The sequence below is a fragment of the Streptococcus mitis genome (genome assembly GCF_003944325.1).
In the GTDB taxonomy this organism is placed as follows: Bacteria; Bacillota; Bacilli; order Lactobacillales; family Streptococcaceae; genus Streptococcus; species Streptococcus mitis_CW.
Genome location: NZ_RJPX01000015.1, coordinates 16,178 through 34,542 on the forward strand (window position 1 = coordinate 16,178; position 18,365 = coordinate 34,542).

13 protein-coding genes and 1 pseudogene are annotated in these 18,365 nt (G+C 40.5%); 8 read left to right on the forward strand and 6 right to left on the reverse strand.

Annotated elements, in window-relative coordinates:
- Positions 1-236: 236 nt before the first annotated feature.
- From D8787_RS05645 to rsmH, 5 genes are all read right to left on the reverse strand, one after another.
- Positions 237-2,342 carry an ATP-dependent Clp protease ATP-binding subunit gene (locus tag D8787_RS05645; RefSeq protein WP_125421637.1) on the reverse strand — a complete coding sequence of 702 codons (2,106 nt, stop codon included), beginning with the start codon at positions 2,340-2,342 and terminating at the stop codon, positions 237-239.
- Positions 2,343-2,793: 451 nt separating this feature from the next.
- Positions 2,794-3,774 (reverse strand): phospho-N-acetylmuramoyl-pentapeptide-transferase, encoded by a 981-nt coding sequence (mraY, locus tag D8787_RS05655; protein WP_125421643.1) that lies wholly within the window; start codon positions 3,772-3,774, stop codon positions 2,794-2,796.
- A gap of 1 nt (position 3,775) precedes the next feature.
- A complete protein-coding gene (gene pbp2X, locus D8787_RS05660; protein ID WP_125421646.1) occupies positions 3,776-6,028 on the reverse strand; it encodes a penicillin-binding protein PBP2X in 2,253 nt (750 codons plus the stop codon).
- 3 nt (positions 6,029-6,031) lie between these two features.
- Complete coding sequence (ftsL, locus tag D8787_RS05665; protein WP_000227824.1) at positions 6,032-6,349, reverse strand: cell division protein FtsL; 318 nt, start codon at positions 6,347-6,349, stop codon at positions 6,032-6,034.
- A 9-nt stretch (positions 6,350-6,358) separates the two neighbouring features.
- Positions 6,359-7,309, reverse strand: a complete 951-nt coding sequence (gene rsmH, locus D8787_RS05670) for a 16S rRNA (cytosine(1402)-N(4))-methyltransferase RsmH (RefSeq protein ID WP_125421649.1) — start codon at positions 7,307-7,309, stop codon at positions 6,359-6,361.
- 166 nt (positions 7,310-7,475) lie between these two features.
- On the opposite strand from rsmH, the gene D8787_RS05675 reads away from it, so the two are divergent.
- The 8 genes and pseudogenes from D8787_RS05675 to D8787_RS05715 all read left to right on the forward strand — a co-directional run.
- Positions 7,476-7,670 carry a helix-turn-helix transcriptional regulator gene (locus D8787_RS05675; protein ID WP_001082470.1) on the forward strand — a complete coding sequence of 65 codons (195 nt, stop codon included), beginning with the start codon at positions 7,476-7,478 and terminating at the stop codon, positions 7,668-7,670.
- 14 nt (positions 7,671-7,684) lie between these two features.
- Positions 7,685-8,224, forward strand: coding sequence for a DUF3278 domain-containing protein (locus D8787_RS05680; RefSeq protein ID WP_125421652.1), 540 nt, complete (start codon positions 7,685-7,687; stop codon positions 8,222-8,224).
- Between the two features lie 10 nt (positions 8,225-8,234).
- Positions 8,235-8,477 (forward strand): hypothetical protein, encoded by a 243-nt coding sequence (locus D8787_RS05685; protein ID WP_000711746.1) that lies wholly within the window; start codon positions 8,235-8,237, stop codon positions 8,475-8,477.
- A 9-nt stretch (positions 8,478-8,486) separates the two neighbouring features.
- Complete coding sequence (locus tag D8787_RS05690; RefSeq protein ID WP_000838776.1) at positions 8,487-8,810, forward strand: hypothetical protein; 324 nt, start codon at positions 8,487-8,489, stop codon at positions 8,808-8,810.
- Positions 8,811-8,836: 26 nt separating this feature from the next.
- Positions 8,837-9,415, forward strand: coding sequence for a DUF3278 domain-containing protein (locus D8787_RS05695; protein WP_000711241.1), 579 nt, complete (start codon positions 8,837-8,839; stop codon positions 9,413-9,415).
- Positions 9,412-9,888 (forward strand): glutathione peroxidase, encoded by a 477-nt coding sequence (locus D8787_RS05700; RefSeq protein WP_125421655.1) that lies wholly within the window; start codon positions 9,412-9,414, stop codon positions 9,886-9,888. The genes D8787_RS05695 and D8787_RS05700 overlap by 4 nt, the downstream gene beginning before the upstream one ends.
- A 338-nt stretch (positions 9,889-10,226) precedes the next feature.
- The gene (locus D8787_RS05705; protein WP_125421658.1) at positions 10,227-16,628 is read left to right on the forward strand and encodes an alpha-L-fucosidase; all 6,402 of its coding nucleotides are present in this window, start codon (positions 10,227-10,229) and stop codon (positions 16,626-16,628) included.
- A 108-nt stretch (positions 16,629-16,736) separates the two neighbouring features.
- Positions 16,737-17,262: pseudogene (locus tag D8787_RS05715) on the forward strand (IS630 family transposase); the annotation flags it as partial.
- A gap of 76 nt (positions 17,263-17,338) precedes the next feature.
- Here D8787_RS05715 and asnA read toward each other — a convergent pair.
- Positions 17,339-18,331, reverse strand: a complete 993-nt coding sequence (asnA, locus tag D8787_RS05720) for an aspartate--ammonia ligase (protein ID WP_042900310.1) — start codon at positions 18,329-18,331, stop codon at positions 17,339-17,341.
- Positions 18,332-18,365: the final 34 nt, after the last annotated feature.

Sequence of the window (18,365 nt, forward strand, 5' to 3'; positions counted from 1 at the left end):
GACGAGTCAAGAGCAATAAGGCTTGAACAACGTGAAAGCCAGCGTCTTTAGGCGCTGGCTGGTAATTTGGGCTTATAGCCCTGGTTCAAACCACCCGTTAGACGGGTGGTCATGATTCTCAAAATTTTGTCTTATACTCAATGAAAATCAAAGAGCAAACTAGGAAACTAGCCGCAGGCTGTACTTGAGTACGGCAAGGCGACGTTGACGTGGTTTGAAGAGATTTTCGAAGAGTCTTAGGCTTTTTCACGAATAACTAAACCACCATCTTCCATATCTGCTTCCAAGTGTTTGGCATCTAGGTGATCCAAGTGGAAGTCTGTTACCTTATCACGAATTTCTTGTTCAACCACACGACGGAGTGGGCGAACACCCATGACTTCGTCATAGCCTTCTTCTGTGATATAGTCTTTAGCTGCTTGACTGACTACCAAGTCAATGTCTTTCTTAGCCAAGGTTTGGTTGACTTCGGCCAACATCAAGTCCACAATCTTAGAAAGATTTTCCTTATTCAAGTGTGAGAACTCGATAACTGCGTTAAAGCGGTTGAGGAATTCTGGACGGAAGAAGGGTTTCAAACGATCCATCAATTCTGGTTTGTCCGCATCTTCTGTCAAGTTGGCTTCATAGCCAAATCCAGCATTTGATGTTGCGATAATGACAGTGTTCTTAAAGTTCACCGTATTTCCTTGACCATCTGTCAAACGACCATCATCCAAGACTTGGAGGAGAAGAGTAATCACTTGAGGATCAGCCTTTTCAATCTCATCCAAGAGAATGATAGAGTATGGATTGCGACGAACACGTTCTGTTAAGGTATTGCTATTGTCATCATAACCCACATATCCTGCTGTTGTACCGATTAGCTTAGAAACGGCTGTGCGATCGCTATATTCAGACATATCCAAACGGATGATGGCGTCCTTGGTTCCAAACATATCCAGCGCCAATTGCTTAGCAAGTTCTGTCTTACCTACCCCAGTTGGACCTACAAAGAGGAAGCTACCGATTGGGCGATTGCCTTCATCGAAAACAGCACGGTTACGACGGATAGCACGAGCTACAGCTTCAACTGCCTTTTCTTGGCCGATCACCTTGTCTTTCAAGCGATGAGCCATATCTTTCAAACGTTCGATGTCTGACGCTCCCATTTGTGACACTGGGATACCCGTCATTCGTTCTACAGATTCAGCCACATCGTTGACACTTGCAGTCACTTTCATATCTTCTGTGTGATCTTCGATTTTCTTTTCCAATTCTGCGATGCGTGTTTTATAGTTTAGAGCTGCTTCAAAATCTTCTGCTTCAACTGCCTTTTCTTGCTTGTCTTTTTCTGCCTCAATTTCACGTTCAACAGCATGCACATCTGTTACTGGATGTTGGGCCGCCAAGTGAGCAGCTGTTACATCGATAAGGTCAATAGCCTTATCTGGCAGGCTACGTTGAGGAATGTATTGGACAGAATAATCCACCGCTGCTTTCAAGACTTCGTCTGGCAAGATGACATTGTGGTGTTGTTGATAAAGGTCACGAATTCCTTGAAGAATTTTAAAAGTATCTTCTGCGGAAGGAGCGTTGACCTTGACTTCGTTGAAACGACGAGCAAGAGCAGCATTCTTCAAGATGGTGTTACGGTATTCGTCTTGAGTTGTCGCTCCAATAACTGTCAACTCACCACGAGAGAGAGCTGGCTTGAGAATATCCGCAAGCCCTTTAGATCCACTGTCTCCACCAGTGCTACCAGCACCGAGGATTTGATGAATTTCATCAAAGAAGAGAATAATATTTCCTGCTTCTTTCACTTCATTGACTAGGTTTTGGACATTTTCTTCAAAGCTACCACGGTATTGAGTACCAGCCTCAAGACCTGAGATATCAATGGAAATAATTTCCTTATTCTTGATAGCGGCTGGGACATCTCCGTTCACAATCGCTTGTGCTAGACCTTCGACAACCGCTGTCTTACCAACACCTGCATCTCCGACTAGAACAGGATTGTTCTTGGTACGGCGTGAAAGAATTTCAGATGTTTCTTGAATTTCCTTGTTTCGTCCGATAACAGGATCCAACTTGCCCTCGCGAGCTTCCGCTGTCAAGTTTCGACCGAGTTGAGCAAGGACACCGTCTTGTTTCATACCTGAAGCCTGTTGTTGCATTTGCCCATCAACTTCTGCATTTCCTGGAAATTGGCCAGTTGCACGATAATGAGCAAATTCCTCAGGTGTCACTTCACGTCCATTAATCAAGTAACGGCGATTTTCAGAACTATATCCTCGCATACCACCCATCAATTGGTTAAATAAATCATCCATGTTGTTAAAATTATTAAAGTTGTTATTCATATTCTTTACCTCTTTTTGTTTACTTAGTTATGATTACTGATATTGACTATCTTTGACCTTTATTTTAAAAAATTTAGACTAGCTTAATGGCTACTCTAGGTACTATTTCTGGTTTTTCTTTTTCAAGCAGGAGTAGACTATCTTTACTTCTGAAGATTTCTAGATTAAACATAGATACACCTCTTTCTATTTTACTTTAAATGATACTCTTCGAAAATCTCTTCAAACCACGTCAGTTCTATCTGCAACCTCAAAACAGTGTTTTGACCAACCTGCGGCTAACTTCCTAGTTTGCTCTTTGATTTTCATTAAGTATAAGTGTTCGAGTAAGGCTTTCATTTACCTTACGTTCATAATATACTACATTAGTCAGAAAAGGTCAAGGGTTTTGACTTTAATTGACCAATATTTTTTTGAAGCAAAAACACCCTGAAACATCAGGGTGCCATTCTTACATCAAATATAAAATTGCTAACGTCAAGAGACTTGCTAGAAGTCCCACTCCCCAAAAGAAGAAGTCAACCTTCCACTCGCTCCAAGGATTTCCTTTACCAGACAATCCTCCAAGCTCAAAATGGTGATGCACAGGCGTCATACGGAAAATACGTTTGCCACCAGTCATTTTGAAGTAACTGACTTGCATCATGACTGAAGTTGTTTCAAAGACATAAACAATTCCGATAATCAAGAGAGTCCATTCTTGGTGGAGAGCCATAGAGATAGCTGCCAGCATTCCACCTAGAGCCAAACTTCCCACATCCCCCATAAAGACCTTAGCAGGCTTGTGGTTAAAGACGAAGAAACCAAGTAAACCACCAATCATGGCAAGAATCACTAGAAGGATATCCATCTGACCTTGCACATAGGCAATAACTCCATAGGCAGACAAACTAATCACAACGGAAATACTAGCTAAACCGTCAATACCGTCTGTCAAGTTGACTGCATTTGAAAAACCGACTAGCCAGAAAAGGGCAAAGACAATATAGAAAATCCCTAGATGCACTTGGTAACCAAAGACAGAGAGCATATCGCCCCCACGCTCATAAAAAAGGTAGAAAATGACACCACCTAGCAGCTGAAGAGCCAATTTCTGCTTGGGATTTAGCCCCTCATTGATTTTGCGAAAAACCTTGAGAAAGTCGTCCAAAAATCCGATTAAACCATAAAGAACCAAGATAAATAGAATCATACCGACATTATTGCTGAGTTGATTACTAAATAGGGTGAAAAAGAAAGCAACTAAAACAGAAGCAATTAAGAAAACCAAACCTCCCATGGTAGGAGTCCCAGCTTTTGCCTGGTGCTGTTTGACATCCTCATGCATCTGCTGGCCTGTAATTTGCGCCTTTCTATAAAATTGGATAAAGGCCGGAATTCCTACTAAAGTTAGTAAAAATGTCACAATTCCAGCACTGATGGAAATAAACATATTAGTCTCCTAAAGTTAATTTAATTTTTTTAATGTTTTTGATAGCTGTATTAGTCCGAACATCTTGCTTCTGAACGACGGAACCTGAACCTTCAAATTCCAGCTCAATATCCAACCATTTAGCAAAGGCCTCAGCAGTCTCTTTTTTCCAGCCATACATGTCTGGAATTTCTTCTACCTTATCCGATAAAAGGAGAACTTGTTGGTTTGGTGCAAGATTGGTCCCTTCTTCTACAGATGATTCTTTAATCTTTGTTCCAGTACCTACAACGATTGGTTGCACAATATTTCGGCGTAAGGCTTCTGCCAAATCACCAGGTGAAATATCCTTGATGCTAGGCATTGCATAAGAAGACTCTGTCGTCACTTGATCTAAATTCTTAGCAGGAGATTGAAGATTGAGAGATTCTTTCATAGCTGAAGCTCTTTCAAGAATTGGGTTGGCAAATTCTCCCAATTGGATACCTGAATAATGTTCAGGCTGTTGAACCGTTACATACAAGATAAAATCAGGATTTTCAGCAGGGTTCATAGCCACAACCGAGAAAATGTAGTTGGTAGAACCAACCAAGTAGCCTCCATTTTTCTCGTCAGCGATTTGGGCTGTACCAGACTTGAGGGCTACATTTTGACCTGGAACATTGACAGTTGCTTTTCCTGTACTATGATTGTACATAGTTCCATATCTAGGATCCGTTCCTACCAAGACCATGTGAGTACGAGTTTGGCTAGCTGCATCTTTCGAAACGGGATTTCCTACGATTTCTTTTTGAGATTTACGAACGGTTTGATCATTTGGATCATACAAGGCCGTAATAAATTTCGGCTCTAACATAACACCATCATTGGCAATGGCTGTAAAAGCACGTAGCATCTGGGTCTGCGTTACAGAAATCCCCTGACCAAATGCACTCATGGCAATATTGACAATATTATCAGCTGGAAGTTGACCAGCGTATTCATCTGTCAAGCCAAAGCGAGTTGGGACCCCAAATTTAAAGCGGTTTAGATAATCCAACCAAGTAGTATCTCCCATTTTTTGTTCAAGTAGACTCATTCCAACATTACTGGAGTGAGCGAAACCTTGTAAGAAAGTCATCATCCCACCAGTAGTCAAACCATCATTAACATCCCAATCTCGAATCGTCACATCCGCTATTTTTAATTCACTGCTATTGAAGTATTCTCCACTTGGGAAGGTATTATTATCAATAGAAGAAGCTAACGTCATAACCTTCATGGCTGATCCTGGTTCATAGTTACTTTGATAAAGAATATCACGCCAAACAAAGTCCTCAGTGATTCCTTCTTTAGTATCGGCATCAAAGGTTGGTCGTTGGGTGGTAGCGAGGATTTCACCGGTCTTTGCACTGACCAAGGTCGCGGTCATGTACTTACCTTTTACTTTTTCTAGAAAGGCATCCATCTGAGTTTCCATGAAAGATTGTAGCGGACTAGACAATGTTGTATAAACATCCTTACCATTCACAGTCTTCTGTGATATCTGTTCCGTACCTGGGACGATATTTCCTAAACGATCTTTTTCATAGGTAATAATCCCATCTGTCCCTGCAAGAATCGTATTCAAGGAACTCTCTAAACCAGAAGTTCCTAACAAACTCTTGCTACCATCCTCATTTTCATGAAGTTGGGCTAAACCAATAAAACTAGAAGCAAATTGTCCATTTGGATAGCTTCTGTTAGGGCTAGTTGTAAAGTCAATTCCTTCGACACTAGCCTCTTTTAATTCTTTTTTAATCGCCATCATATTGGCATAGGTAATCCCATTTCCTTTTGCACCAAAAGAAACTTGGGTCAGATTTGGTTGAGCCAGCTGCTCTTTTACATAAGCTTCATCCATATCCAAATATTTATGGAAAACTTCTGCCACCTTATTAAACTGAGAATCCTCTACATAAAGAATTTTCCCCGTTGCCGACGTGTATTTTTTATTAATAACAGCATATACGTTATAGGATGTTGCATCTTCAGCGATGGGTACTCCATTACGATCATAGATGGTTCCACGCTTAGCAGGAACTGTACGAGTTGTTTGGTGAACTTTCTTAGCTTCTTTTACTAGGTCCGCTCCAAACTTACTACCACTCCCGATAATAACAGCAAAATTGACCAAAAAGATAGCGAAAAGTACGACAGCTAACAAACTGATGTACTTGCCGACTATTCTACGGTTTTCTGCTGGAGATTTACGATTTTTTACCGCAAATCGGGTTATTTTTTCTGTCCATTTCATATCTTACTCCGCTGTTCGGATGTTTTCATTATTCAATTTCAAATCTTTTTTATCTGCAATTTCTTTCAAGCGCTCTGAACGAATCAATTCATTCACTTCCTGCTTGGCATCGTCCAGCTCTGTCTTCTTCTCCTCTATCTGCGCATTGATTTTTGTCAAATCACTTTGCACTTGCAAGAGTCGTGTCTGCATAAAGATAATGCTCACTGCTAAAACAAGAGCCGTAAAAGCGATGGAAAGATAAAAAGCCTTCTCCACACGTGAGAATTTTTTTATACGATTCTGCAAGAATTGACTGGTTGTTTCTTTTTTATCTACCATTTTTTCCTCTTACTTGTGAATTTTTCTGGCCACGCGCAACTTGGCTGAGTGCGAGCGGTTATTGGCTTCTAATTCTTCTGTACTTGGCAAGATTGGCTTACGGGACACCAATTCCATCTTGGGCTTGAGATCATCTGGGATGAAAGGCAAACCTTTGGGAACTTCCACTGTTGAAGCTTCCTTAAACAACTGCTTGGTCAAGCGGTCTTCTAGTGAATGAAAGGTAATCACTGAAATTCTACCATCCAGAGCCAACATATCCATAGCCTGCTGGATGGACTCATCTGCCGCTCCCAGTTCATCATTAACTTCAATTCGAATAGCCTGGAAGATCTGCTTGGCAGGATGGCCCTTCTTCTTGAGCTCCTTAGCAGGTTTAGCCGACTTGATGATCTCTGCCAACTCAGTCGTTGTCTCGATTGGCTTGACTTCACGTGCTTGTTCAATCTTACGCGCAATCTGTTTAGAGAATTTGTCCTCGCCATATTTGAAGAAAATACGAACCAAATCATGATAGTCATAGTGGTTCACCACCTCATAGGCTGTCAGACTAGCATCCTGATTCATGCGCATGTCTAGTGGCGCATCCTTTTTATAAGAAAAACCACGCTCACGCTGATCTAGTTGAGGACTAGACACTCCCAAGTCATAACAAATTCCATCAATTTCCTGAACATCAGCTTCGCGCAAACGTGCCTGTAAATGACGGAAGTTGTCCTTGATAAAGGTCACCATTCCCTTTTCGATGTAAGGTGCCAAACGTTCTTGCGCATTGTCAATGGCATTCTGGTCCTGGTCAAAGGCATAGAGATGGCCTTTTTCACTTAATTTACTTAATAAATATTCGCTATGGCCTGCTCCACCCAAGGTCGCATCAACGTAGATACCGTCAGGCTTTACGTCGAGCATATCAATCGTCTCGTGGAGTAAGACCGTTACATGATGAAATTCTTTTGTCATATCTTATCTATTTTACCATAAATCCGACCAGCTTGCACTAGTCAGACAAATAGGCCAAAAACAAGTAAGATTTCTTTAAGAAATATGTCAAATATGCTTGACATTCGCTCTATAGAAGAATATAATGTAGTCAAATATATACGACACAAATCAGAAAGGAGAACAGATGAATCGTGTGAAAGAATTTCGCAAGGAACTGGGCATTTCCCAGCTCGAGCTCGCCAAGGATATAGGTGTCTCGAGACAAACCATCAACATGATTGAGAACGACAAGTACAATCCAACTCTGGAACTCTGTCTCAATCTCGCCCGTAGCCTCCAAACTGACCTCAACAGTCTCTTTTGGGAGGATGATTTTTAAAAAGGAGCAAACTCATGAAAAAAGAAACATTCACTGAAAAACTGATCAAACGCACATACGGTATTTCTGATCCACTTGACGAATATAAAAGACGTGAGGCAGACCGTATAGGTAACCAAGTCTTTATCTTCCTATTTTATCTAATGATTTTCGGTAATCTTATTCCACTCCTTCTGGCCTATAAATATCCTCAACTAGTAGCTCTAGTCTATCCTCCTCTGATTTTAGTGATTGCCCTCATCGCTGCTGGCTATGTCACCTATCAAATGCAAAAAACAGGGATTACAACTATTGAACCAGATAGGTTAAGCGAGAAAGAAAGTAAGCAACTACACTACCCTGGTCTGAAAGCAGGTTTGTTCTTTGGCCTATGGATGTTTTTTATAACTCCTCTTCTACATATACTCATAGGTGAAGGTCAGGACTATTTTCAGTCTCTTCTCACTATAAGAAATGGTGTATCAAGCATTCTCGGTTCTATCTTCTTCGGGGCAAGCATACAGTTCCTCATCTCCCGTCGCATTGCAAAAGCCAAGGAAGATCAGGATGATTAGGAGGAAACTCATGAAAAAAGAAAAGAAACAGTTACGTTATCCTGGTCTGAAAGCAGGTTCGATTTATGGAACAGTGATATTTTTTATAATTCCACTCATTGATACCCTAACAAGTGAAAATCCAAATTTTATCACTTCTCTTCTAAATACAAAACATATTTTTAAAACTATACTGGGAGCTTTCTTTTTCGGAGTGATGATGCATATTGTCGACTCACTTCGTATTGCAAGAGCTAAAAAAGACCAGGATTAGGAGGTACCTATGAAATCATTACTAACTTTACTGACCTATCATATTTTGTTCAGTTCTCTGCTCATCTTCATCATCGTTTCAGGGAACTTAATCAGAGAGATATTCCTCGTGCTAGTCTTTGTTCCAGCCCTTAACAAAGGACTGACTTATCTAAAGATTGACTCCCAAAAAACACGCATACTCAACTTAGCACTATGCTTTATGATTCTATCTTTACCACAACTGATGCTCATCTCAAGCGGTTGGAAATATTATTTACTGTTCACTATCGCTATCCTTTCTTCTATCACTTATCTTTATTATCTCTATCAATTCGTAAAAGAAAGTCAGTAAAACTGCTCATTTAGGAGGTTACTAGTATGAAAAAAGAAGACTTAACCACTCGCCTACTTCGAAATCTCTTTCACATCCAAGGCCCTTTTGATGAATGCCGACAAGAGATTATCTACAAGGCTTGTGCCCGTTCTATGGTTCAAATCGTTTATTCTTCCTTCTTTCTCTTCTTGTTTTATCTATTATTTGGACGCTTCATAGAAGCCGTTCGCTATGCCATGCCCTACGTATACTCTGGACTCATTTTTTTCATTACCTTAAAAACTCAAAGAGCCGTCAAAGAACTCCACTTGGAAAAAGATGACAAGTCAGAAATCATCCTCAAAACCTACAGCAAAGCTCAAATCAAATTTCGAAGTTGGGTTGTGTTTATCGGTCTTCAGATTGGCCTCTTTACCTTACTCATCTTTCATAAGGTCTTCGTTCAGCAGATGTCCTTTTCAGATTTTGGGAAGTTGCTCATGCAATTCGATAAAAGTGTCCCTTTCCTGATGTATGGCCTGATTATCGGTAGCATTTTTGGAACCCTGACCTACGGATTTCTATCACTACAGGAGGAGAAAACTCCTAAAAATACCAAACAGAAGGAGAAAAGCAAGCAATGACTTCACTATACGATTTTTCAGTCTTGAACCAAGACAATCAAGAAACTCCACTAGATGCCTATCGTGGTAAGGTACTCTTGGTTGTCAACACTGCTACTGGATGCGGTTTAACGCCCCAGTACCAAGGACTTCAAGAACTCTATGATCGCTATCAAGAACAAGGTTTTGAAATTTTAGACTTCCCTTGCAATCAGTTTATGGGACAAGCACCAGGCAGCGCAGAAGAAATCAACAACTTCTGTAGCCTAAACTATCAAACCACTTTCCCACGTTTTGCCAAGATTAAGGTAAACGGTAAAGAAGCAGATCCCCTCTATGTCTGGTTGAAAGACCAGAAATCTGGCCCACTAGGAAAACGAATTGAATGGAATTTCGCTAAATTTCTTATCGGTCGAGACGGGCAGGTATTTGAACGCTTCTCTTCCAAAACAGACCCACAACAAATTGAAGAGGCCATACGAAAATTACTCTGATTTTTTGAATACATCCTTTCATTTAGTTTAATTTTTGAAAGGATGTATTTTTTCTTTAAAAAGCAAATGAATTTCTTTAAGTTAGATTGATTTTCTTACATTTCTCTATTGCATTTCTTGAAATAATTTAGTATATTTGTTATATTAAGGATTTTGGGTCATTTTAAAGATTAAGATGGCAATTTAAATTTTTTTATCTTAAGATGAAAGCGCTTAAATAGGAGGAAGGTTATACTCAAACTATTGAACAAATCAACTATCATTAAAGAAAATCGTTTCCAAGTCATACTTGGGCTCAGACAGTAGCTGACTGTCTTTATTCAAACTAGGAGTACATTATGAATCGATACCTTTTTGAAAAAGGGCAAACTTTTAGCATCAGAAAATTAACCGTTGGTGTTGCTTCGGTTATGGTTGGGCTCGCTTTTTTTGCATCTGGAACAGCACTAGCGGACGAAGCAAAATTTGAAGCTACAAGTTCTCAACCAAACGTAGAAAAATTGGCCGGGGCTGAAAAAACCAAACCAGAAATCAAAAATGAAAGTCCTGTAATCTCTACACCTCAAAAGTCAGAGCAAGCAGAGAAAACTGTTAAACCAGCAGAAGAAAAATCTGTAGCAGATACTAAAACTGCTGACCTGCTTCCTGAAGAAATCCACGATCAAGCTTATCCTAATACGCCCGTGAAAAACATAGATACTTCAGCAATTGTAGACAAGAAGGATAGCCCAAAAGTTGAGACAGAAAGCATTCTAAAAAACAAGGAAGAACTTCCAAAAGAAGCTGAAAATGCTAATCGTGCAATCATCAACGGTGGTCTAGATTTGAAGCACGTACCTTATGAAGGACAACCTGCTACTGCTGCTAGTATGATTTACACTATTTACAATGGTGGTTCCCAACGCTATATCGTGCCTGGTTCTGGTATTTTTGTGGCACCAAATGTCATCTTGACTGTCGCTCACAACTTTTTAGAATCAAACCGTGATACAAAAGAAGGACATATTCGAGGTGGAGATTCTGCTAAGTTTTACTATAACCTCGGTTCTAATTCTGCAGTTCGTAATTCTCAACCTGTAACGGGTAATACTACTCTTTTTAAAGAAGAAGATATTCATTTTTGGAACAAGAAAGAATTTGGAAAAGGATATCAAAATGACTTGGCTGCTGTTGTAGCACCTGTTCCTCTTCAAATCGCTAGTCCAAATAAAGCTGCTACCTTTGTTCCCTTGGCAGAAAATAAAACCTATCAACCAGGAGATCCTGTTAGCACGATTGGATATCCGAACGATTCAAGCTCACCAGAGCTCAAAAAACCAATTGTTGCTGGTCAACTTTACAAGGTAGATGGTGTTGTGAAGTCTGTTGATAAGTATGATGATAAAGGCTCAAAAGGCATCACCTATCATATGACTTCTATTTCAGGCCTTTCAGGTGCTGGCATTATCAACGGCGATGGTAAAGTAGTCGGTGTTCACCAACACGGCACAATCGAAAACGGCATCCCTGACAAAGACCGTTTCGGTGGTGGAATCGTTCTCTCCCCTGAGCAAGTCAAATGGGTAAAAGATATTATCGCTAAATATGGTGTCAAAGGTTGGTACCAAGGTGATAATGGGAAACGATATTACTTTACTCCTGAAGGAGAAATGTTCAGAAATAAAACTGCTGTTATTGGTGAAAATCAATATTCTTTCGATGAAAACGGTGTTGCAACACTCATTAAAGGAATCGATTACGGACGTGTAGTGGTTCAACACGTAGACGAAACTGGCAATCCAATCAAAACTGATGATACTTTTGTTGAAAAGACCGAAGTTGGAACAGCTTTTGATTATGACTTCAAAAAAGAAATCGCTAAGACCGACTTCTATACAAAAAATCAAGAGAAATACCAGATTGTCTCTATTGATGGCGTCGAAATCAACAAGCAACTCAAAGATGAGTGGACTTACAAGGTCGTCAGCAAAACAGCTCCAGGAACACGGGTCATCAAGGTGGTTTATAAAGTGAATAAAGGTTCATTTGCCATTCATTATCGCTTGAAAGGTTCAGGGCAAGAATTAGCAGATGTGGCTACTGATAATAACGATGGAAAAGAATACGAGGTTTCTTTTGTAAACACTTTTGAAGCAAAAGAAATCGCAGGCTACCGCGCAATCACTCCACGCTTAGAAGCCAGCATCCAGCACAAGGGTGTGAATGATATCGTCTTTGAATACGAAAAAATCTCTGATAGCTCTAATCCGACTTCAAATGTTTTACCTGTTGCTCATCCAGAAGATAAGGAAACAGAAATCGGAAATCACGGTCCGCTTCCAAGCAAGGCTCAACTTGATTATCACAAAGAAGAATTAGCCGCCTTCATCCACTATGGTATGAATACTTATACCAATTCTGAGTGGGGACACGGAAATGAAGATCCTAAAAACTTCAATCCAACTAACTTAGATACAGACCAATGGATTCGTACTCTAAAGGAAACTGGCTTTAAACGCACTATTATGGTTGTCAAACACCACGACGGTTTCGTTATTTACCCATCTAAATATACAAATCATACCGTAGCTGCAAGCCCATGGAAAGATGGAAAAGGGGACCTTCTAGAAGAAATCTCTAAATCGGCTACTAAATACGATATGAACATGGGTGTTTACCTATCGCCATGGGATGTTAATAGCCCTAAATATAAGGTAGCTACTCAAAAAGAATATAACGAATACTACCTCAACCAGCTGAAAGAAATCCTTGGTAATCCAAAATACGGTAATAAGGGTAAATTTATCGAAGTTTGGATGGATGGAGCACGCGGTAACGGTGCCCAAAAAGTAACCTACACTTTTGATGAGTGGTTCAAATACATCAAGGAAGCTGAAGGAGATATCGCTATCTTCTCTGCCGAACCAACAAGTGTCCGTTGGATTGGAAACGAGCGTGGTATCGCTGGAGACCCTGTATGGCATAAGGTCAAGAAAGCAAATATCACCGAAAACGTTAAGAACGAATACCTTAACCACGGTGACCCTGACGGAGATATGTACTCTGTAGGGGAAGCAGATGTTTCTATCCGTTCTGGCTGGTTCTACCACGATAACCAGCAGCCAAAATCCCTCAAAGAATTGATGGATATCTACTTCAAGTCTGTTGGTCGTGGAACGCCACTTCTTCTCAACATTCCACCAAACAAAGAAGGTAAATTCGCAGATGCTGACGTGGCTCGCTTGAAAGAGTTCAAGGCAACCCTTGATCAAATGTATGCGACTGACTTTGCCAAAGGAGCAACTGTAACAGCAAGTTCGACTCGTCAGAACCATCTCTACAAAGAAAGCCACCTTACAGACGGTAAAGATGATACTAGCTGGGCACTTTCAAATGATGCTACAACTGGTAGTTTCACAGTTGATTTAGGACAAAAGAGACGCTTTGACGTTGTAGAACTCAAGGAAGATATTGCCAAAGGGCAACGTATTTCTGGATTCAAAATTGAAGTAGAGACCAACGGACGCTGGGTTCCATATGGTGAAGGTTCAACCGTAGGCTATCGTCGTTTGATCCAGGGCCAACCTGTAGAAGCACAAAAAATCCGAGTTACGATTACTGGCTCACAAGCTACACCAATCCTAACTAACTTCTCAGTCTATAAAACCCCAAGCACTATCGAAAAGAATGATGGATATCCTCTTGGACTAGAATACCACTCAAATACAACGGCTGACAAGGAAGGTACAACTTGGTACAATGAATCAGAAGGTATTCGCGGCACTTCTATGTGGACCAACAAGAAAGATGCCAAAGTCACCTACCGTTTCACAGGAACCAAGGCTTACATCGTATCAACAGTAGATCCAAGCCATGGTGAAATGTCTGTATTCGTGGATAGTCAAAAAGTCGCAGATGTACAAACCAAGAACAGTAGCCGTAAACGTAGCCAAAAAGTTTACGAAACTGGTGATTTAGCACCTGGAGAACACACTATTACGCTCGTTAACAAGACAGGTGAACCAATCGCTACAGAAGGAATCTACACTCTAAACAATAACAGCAAGGGTATGTTTGAGCTTGAAGCAACATCTTACGATGTAGAAAAAGGAAAACCTGTTACTGTTACCATTAAACGTGTTGGTGGAAGCAAAGGAGCTGCTACCGTTCGCTTCATTACGGAACCTGGAACAGGTGTTCACGGTAAGGTTTACCAAGATACAACTCAAGATGTGACCTTTGCAGATGGTGAAACAGAGAAAACTGTTACCATTCCAACTATCGACTTCACCGAACAAGCTGACTCAATCTTTGACTTCAAAGCAAAACTCACTTCTGCGTCTGATGGTGCTCTACTCGGTTTTGCTACCGATGCAACTATTCGAGTAATGAAGGCTGATTTATTGAAGACAAATCAGACAAATTACGACGACCAAGCTAGCCAATTAGATTACAGTCCTGGATGGAGACACGAAACCAACTCTTCTGGCAAATACCAAAACACTGAATCATGGGTATCATTTGGACATCTGACAGAGGATCAGAAGAAAAAGACAACTGTGACTGCTTATTTCTATGGTACAGGCTTAGAAATCAAAGGATTTGTTGACCCAGGTCATGGTGTCTACAAAGTATTCCTTGATGGTAAGGAAGTCACCTATCAAGATGGAATGGGCAATGCATCCACTATTGATGGTAAGAAATACTTTAGCGGTCATGCTACCCAACGCCAAGGTGACCAGACTCTAGTCATCCTAAAAGGACTTGATGAAAACTTGCACGTAGTAACTCTCCAACTAGATCCTGAAAAGAATGATTTGACCAAAAAAATCGGTATGCAAGTGGATCAATTCATTACACAAGGCGAAGGAAGCGAACTATACAGCAAAGCAGAAATCCTTCAATCTATCTCTAAATGGAAGGAAGACTTGTCTAACTTTGATCCTGCTGGATTGAAAGATACTGCAACTGCACGCCAAGCATTTAAGTCTAATCTTGATAAACTCACTGCCCAATTAAGTTCTGATACTGTAAATGTACAAGATGTGATGGCAACAGTCACTGCTTTGCAAGATATTCTTAGCAAAGATGAAAATTACCAAAAACCTGGAGACGAAACAGACCCAGAACAACCAGTTGAACCGAAACAACCTGAACAGCCTGAAATCAATTATGATAAGGCTATGGCTAGCTTGACCGAAGCTATCGAGAAAAAAGTAACTGAACTCGGTACTAACAACGAGGCTAAGAAGAAATTAGTCGAAATTACTGATAAAGCAATCGCAGCTATCCAAGAAGCGAAGACTCAAGAAGACGTCAACAAAGCCCTCAACAACGCTCTTGAACAAATCAAGCAATTGCAACCTAGTCAACCAGAACAACCGGTTGGACCGAAACAACCTGAACAGCCTGAAATCAATTATGATAAGGCTATGGCTAGCTTAACTGAAGCTATCGAGAAAAAAGTGACTGAACTCGGTACTAACAACGAGGCTAAGAAGAAATTAGTCGAAATTACTGATAAAGCAATCGCAGCTATCCAAAATGCTAAGACTCAAGAAGACGTCAACAAAGCCCTCAATAAGGGTCTTGAACAAATCAAGCAATTGCAACCTAGTCAACCAGAACAACCAGTTGATCCGGAACAGCCGGAAATCAACTACGATAAGGCTATGGCTAGCTTGACTGAAGCTATCGAGAAAAAAGTGGCTGAACTTGGTACTAACAACAATGCTAAGAAGAAATTAGTTGAAATTACTGATAAAGCAATCGCAGCTATCCAAGAAGCGAAGACTCAAGAAGACGTCAACAAAGCCCTCAATAACGCTCTTGAACAAATCAAGCAATTGCAACCTAGCCAGCCAGAACAACCAGTTGATCCGAAACAACCTGAAAAACCAATTACTTCTTCAAGTCCTGAAGAAGGGGTTAAAGAGCTTGTCTTCCAACTCCCAAGTTTGGATATTGTTAAGAAGGCAGTACCATTCAAGACTATCCGTCGCGAAAATCCACAATTAGACAAAGGAAAAGAACAAGTTCTAGCAGAAGGGAAAGATGGTGCTATAATCGAGTATCTCGAAGTAGATGGCAGCAATCGTAAGGTAGTTCAAACTGAATCAACTCCAGCTCTAGACCGAGTGATTGAAGTTGGAACTAAACAAAGTTCTGTAGGAACAGATACTCCACCAGTTGCGACTCTTCCTGAGTACCTTCTACCAAAACAGCCTGAAAAACCAATTACTTCTTCAAGTCCTGAAGAAGGGGTTAAAGAGCTTATCTTCCAACTCCCAAGTTTGGGTATTGTTAAGAAGACAGTACCATTCAAGACTATCCGTCACGAAAATCCAAACTTAGATAAAGGTAAAGAACAAGTTCTAGCAGAAGGGAAAGACGGTTTGTTAGTTGAGTACATCGAAGTAGATGGTAGTAATCGTAAGGTGGTCCAAACTGAATTAACTCCAGCTCTAGATCGAGTAATTGAGGTTGGAACTAAACAAAGTTCTGTAGGAACAGAGACACCACCAGTTGTAACTCTTCCTGAGTATGTTCTACCTAGAGAAACTGAAAAACCAGCTCCTGCAGTCGTAACCGAAGATTCACCAAGAAAAGATGAAAAAGCACCTATTGCTACTACAGTTAAACAAGAAAAGGAAAAACAACTCCCAGAAACTGGAGAGCAAGAAGCAAATGCCTTCTTATTCTTAGCTGCTATTACTTCAGTATTATCTCTACTCATCTTCCAAAAGAATTTCAAAGACTAATTAATACTCAATGAAAATCAAAGAGCAAACTAGGAAGCTAGCTGCAGGCTGTACTTGAGTACGGTAAAGCGACGCTGACGTGGTTTGAATTTGATTTTCGAAGAGTATTATAACAAAGTACGTTTGATGTACCAAGATGAAGCTGGTTTCGGAAGAATTAGTAAGATGATCTTGTTGGGCTCCTCAAGGAATTCGACCTAGCATTCCTAGTCATTATATGCGAGAATATCGCTATTGTTATGGGGTAGTAGATGCTCAGACAGGAGATTCCTTCTTCCTTATTGCTGTAGGATGTAATACTGAGTGGACGAATGAATTTTTACGACAGGTTTCACAAGCTTATCCAGATGACTATATTTTACTTGTAATGGATAATGCTATATGGCATAAATCAAGTACTTTAGAGATTCCAAGTAATATTGACTTGGCTTTTATCCCACCTTATACACCAGAAATGAACCCTATTGAACAAGTCTGGAAAGAAATTCGAAAACGAGGTTTTAAAAATAAGGCTTTCCCAACATTGGAAGCCGTCATTGATAAGCTTCAAGAAGTTATTCAAGGATTGGAAAAAAATGTTTTAAAGTCCACTGTCAGCAGACAATGGACAAGGTTGCTTTTTGAATATAATTGAGTATAAAAAGCTAGAGTTCCGCAATTGGGAATCTCTAGCTTTTTTGTGGCTGAGAACTATTTTGTCACAGACTCCTCTACAAAATATTTTCGTAAGTATCGCGGACTTCTTGAGGCCAAACACTTGTTTGCACTTCTCCGATATGTTTCTTGCGAAGTAAGAACATAGCCATCCGAGATTGCCCAATTCCTCCACCAATTGTCAATGGGAATAAGCCATTCAACAATGCCTTGTGCCATTCCAATTCCAAGCGGTCTTCATCACCTGTGATGACAACCTGGCGACGAAGAGTTTCTTCATCTACACGGATTCCCATAGAAGACAACTCAAAGGCTCCACCTAAAGACTCATTCCAGACAAGAATATCACCATTAAGACCCTTGTAGCCATTTTCAGACTCGCTTGTCCAGTCATCATAGTCTGGTGCACGTCCATCGTGCGGTTTACCGTCTGGCAACTCGCCACCAATACCAATCAAGAAGACAGCTCCGAATTCTTTACAGATAGCATTTTCACGCTCTTTCGGTGTCAAGTCTGGGTAGCGTTCTACCAACTCTTCTGTGTGGATGAAAGTGATTTGTTTTGGCAAGATAGACTCAATGTCATAACGAGCTTCAACAGCTAGTTCTGTCAAACGAATGGCCTTATAAATCTTCTCAACTGTTTCTTTTAGGTAGGCAATATTACGTTGACCATTTGGAATGACCTTTTCCCAGTCCCACTGATCCACAAAGACAGAGTGGGTTGCATCCAGCGAGTCTTCGTCTGGACGAAGGGCTTTCATGTGGACGAAAAGACCTTCACCCTCGCCGAAACCAAAACGAGCTAGGGTATGGCGTTTCCATTTAGCAAGCGAATGAACCACTTCATAGGTTTCATCAGGAATCTGCAAAACCTTGACGGATACTGGATTTTCCACACCAGACAGGTTATCCTGCATCCCGTCACCGACCTTGCTCAAGATAGGACCTTGAACTTCGACGACTTCTAGCTTATCTTTCAAATACTGGGTAAAAGTGTTTTTGACAAAAGAAATTTCTTCTTGTTGATGGATAAAACTTTTCTTCATAGGCTACTCCTCAAAAATTTAATTAAAAGCATTA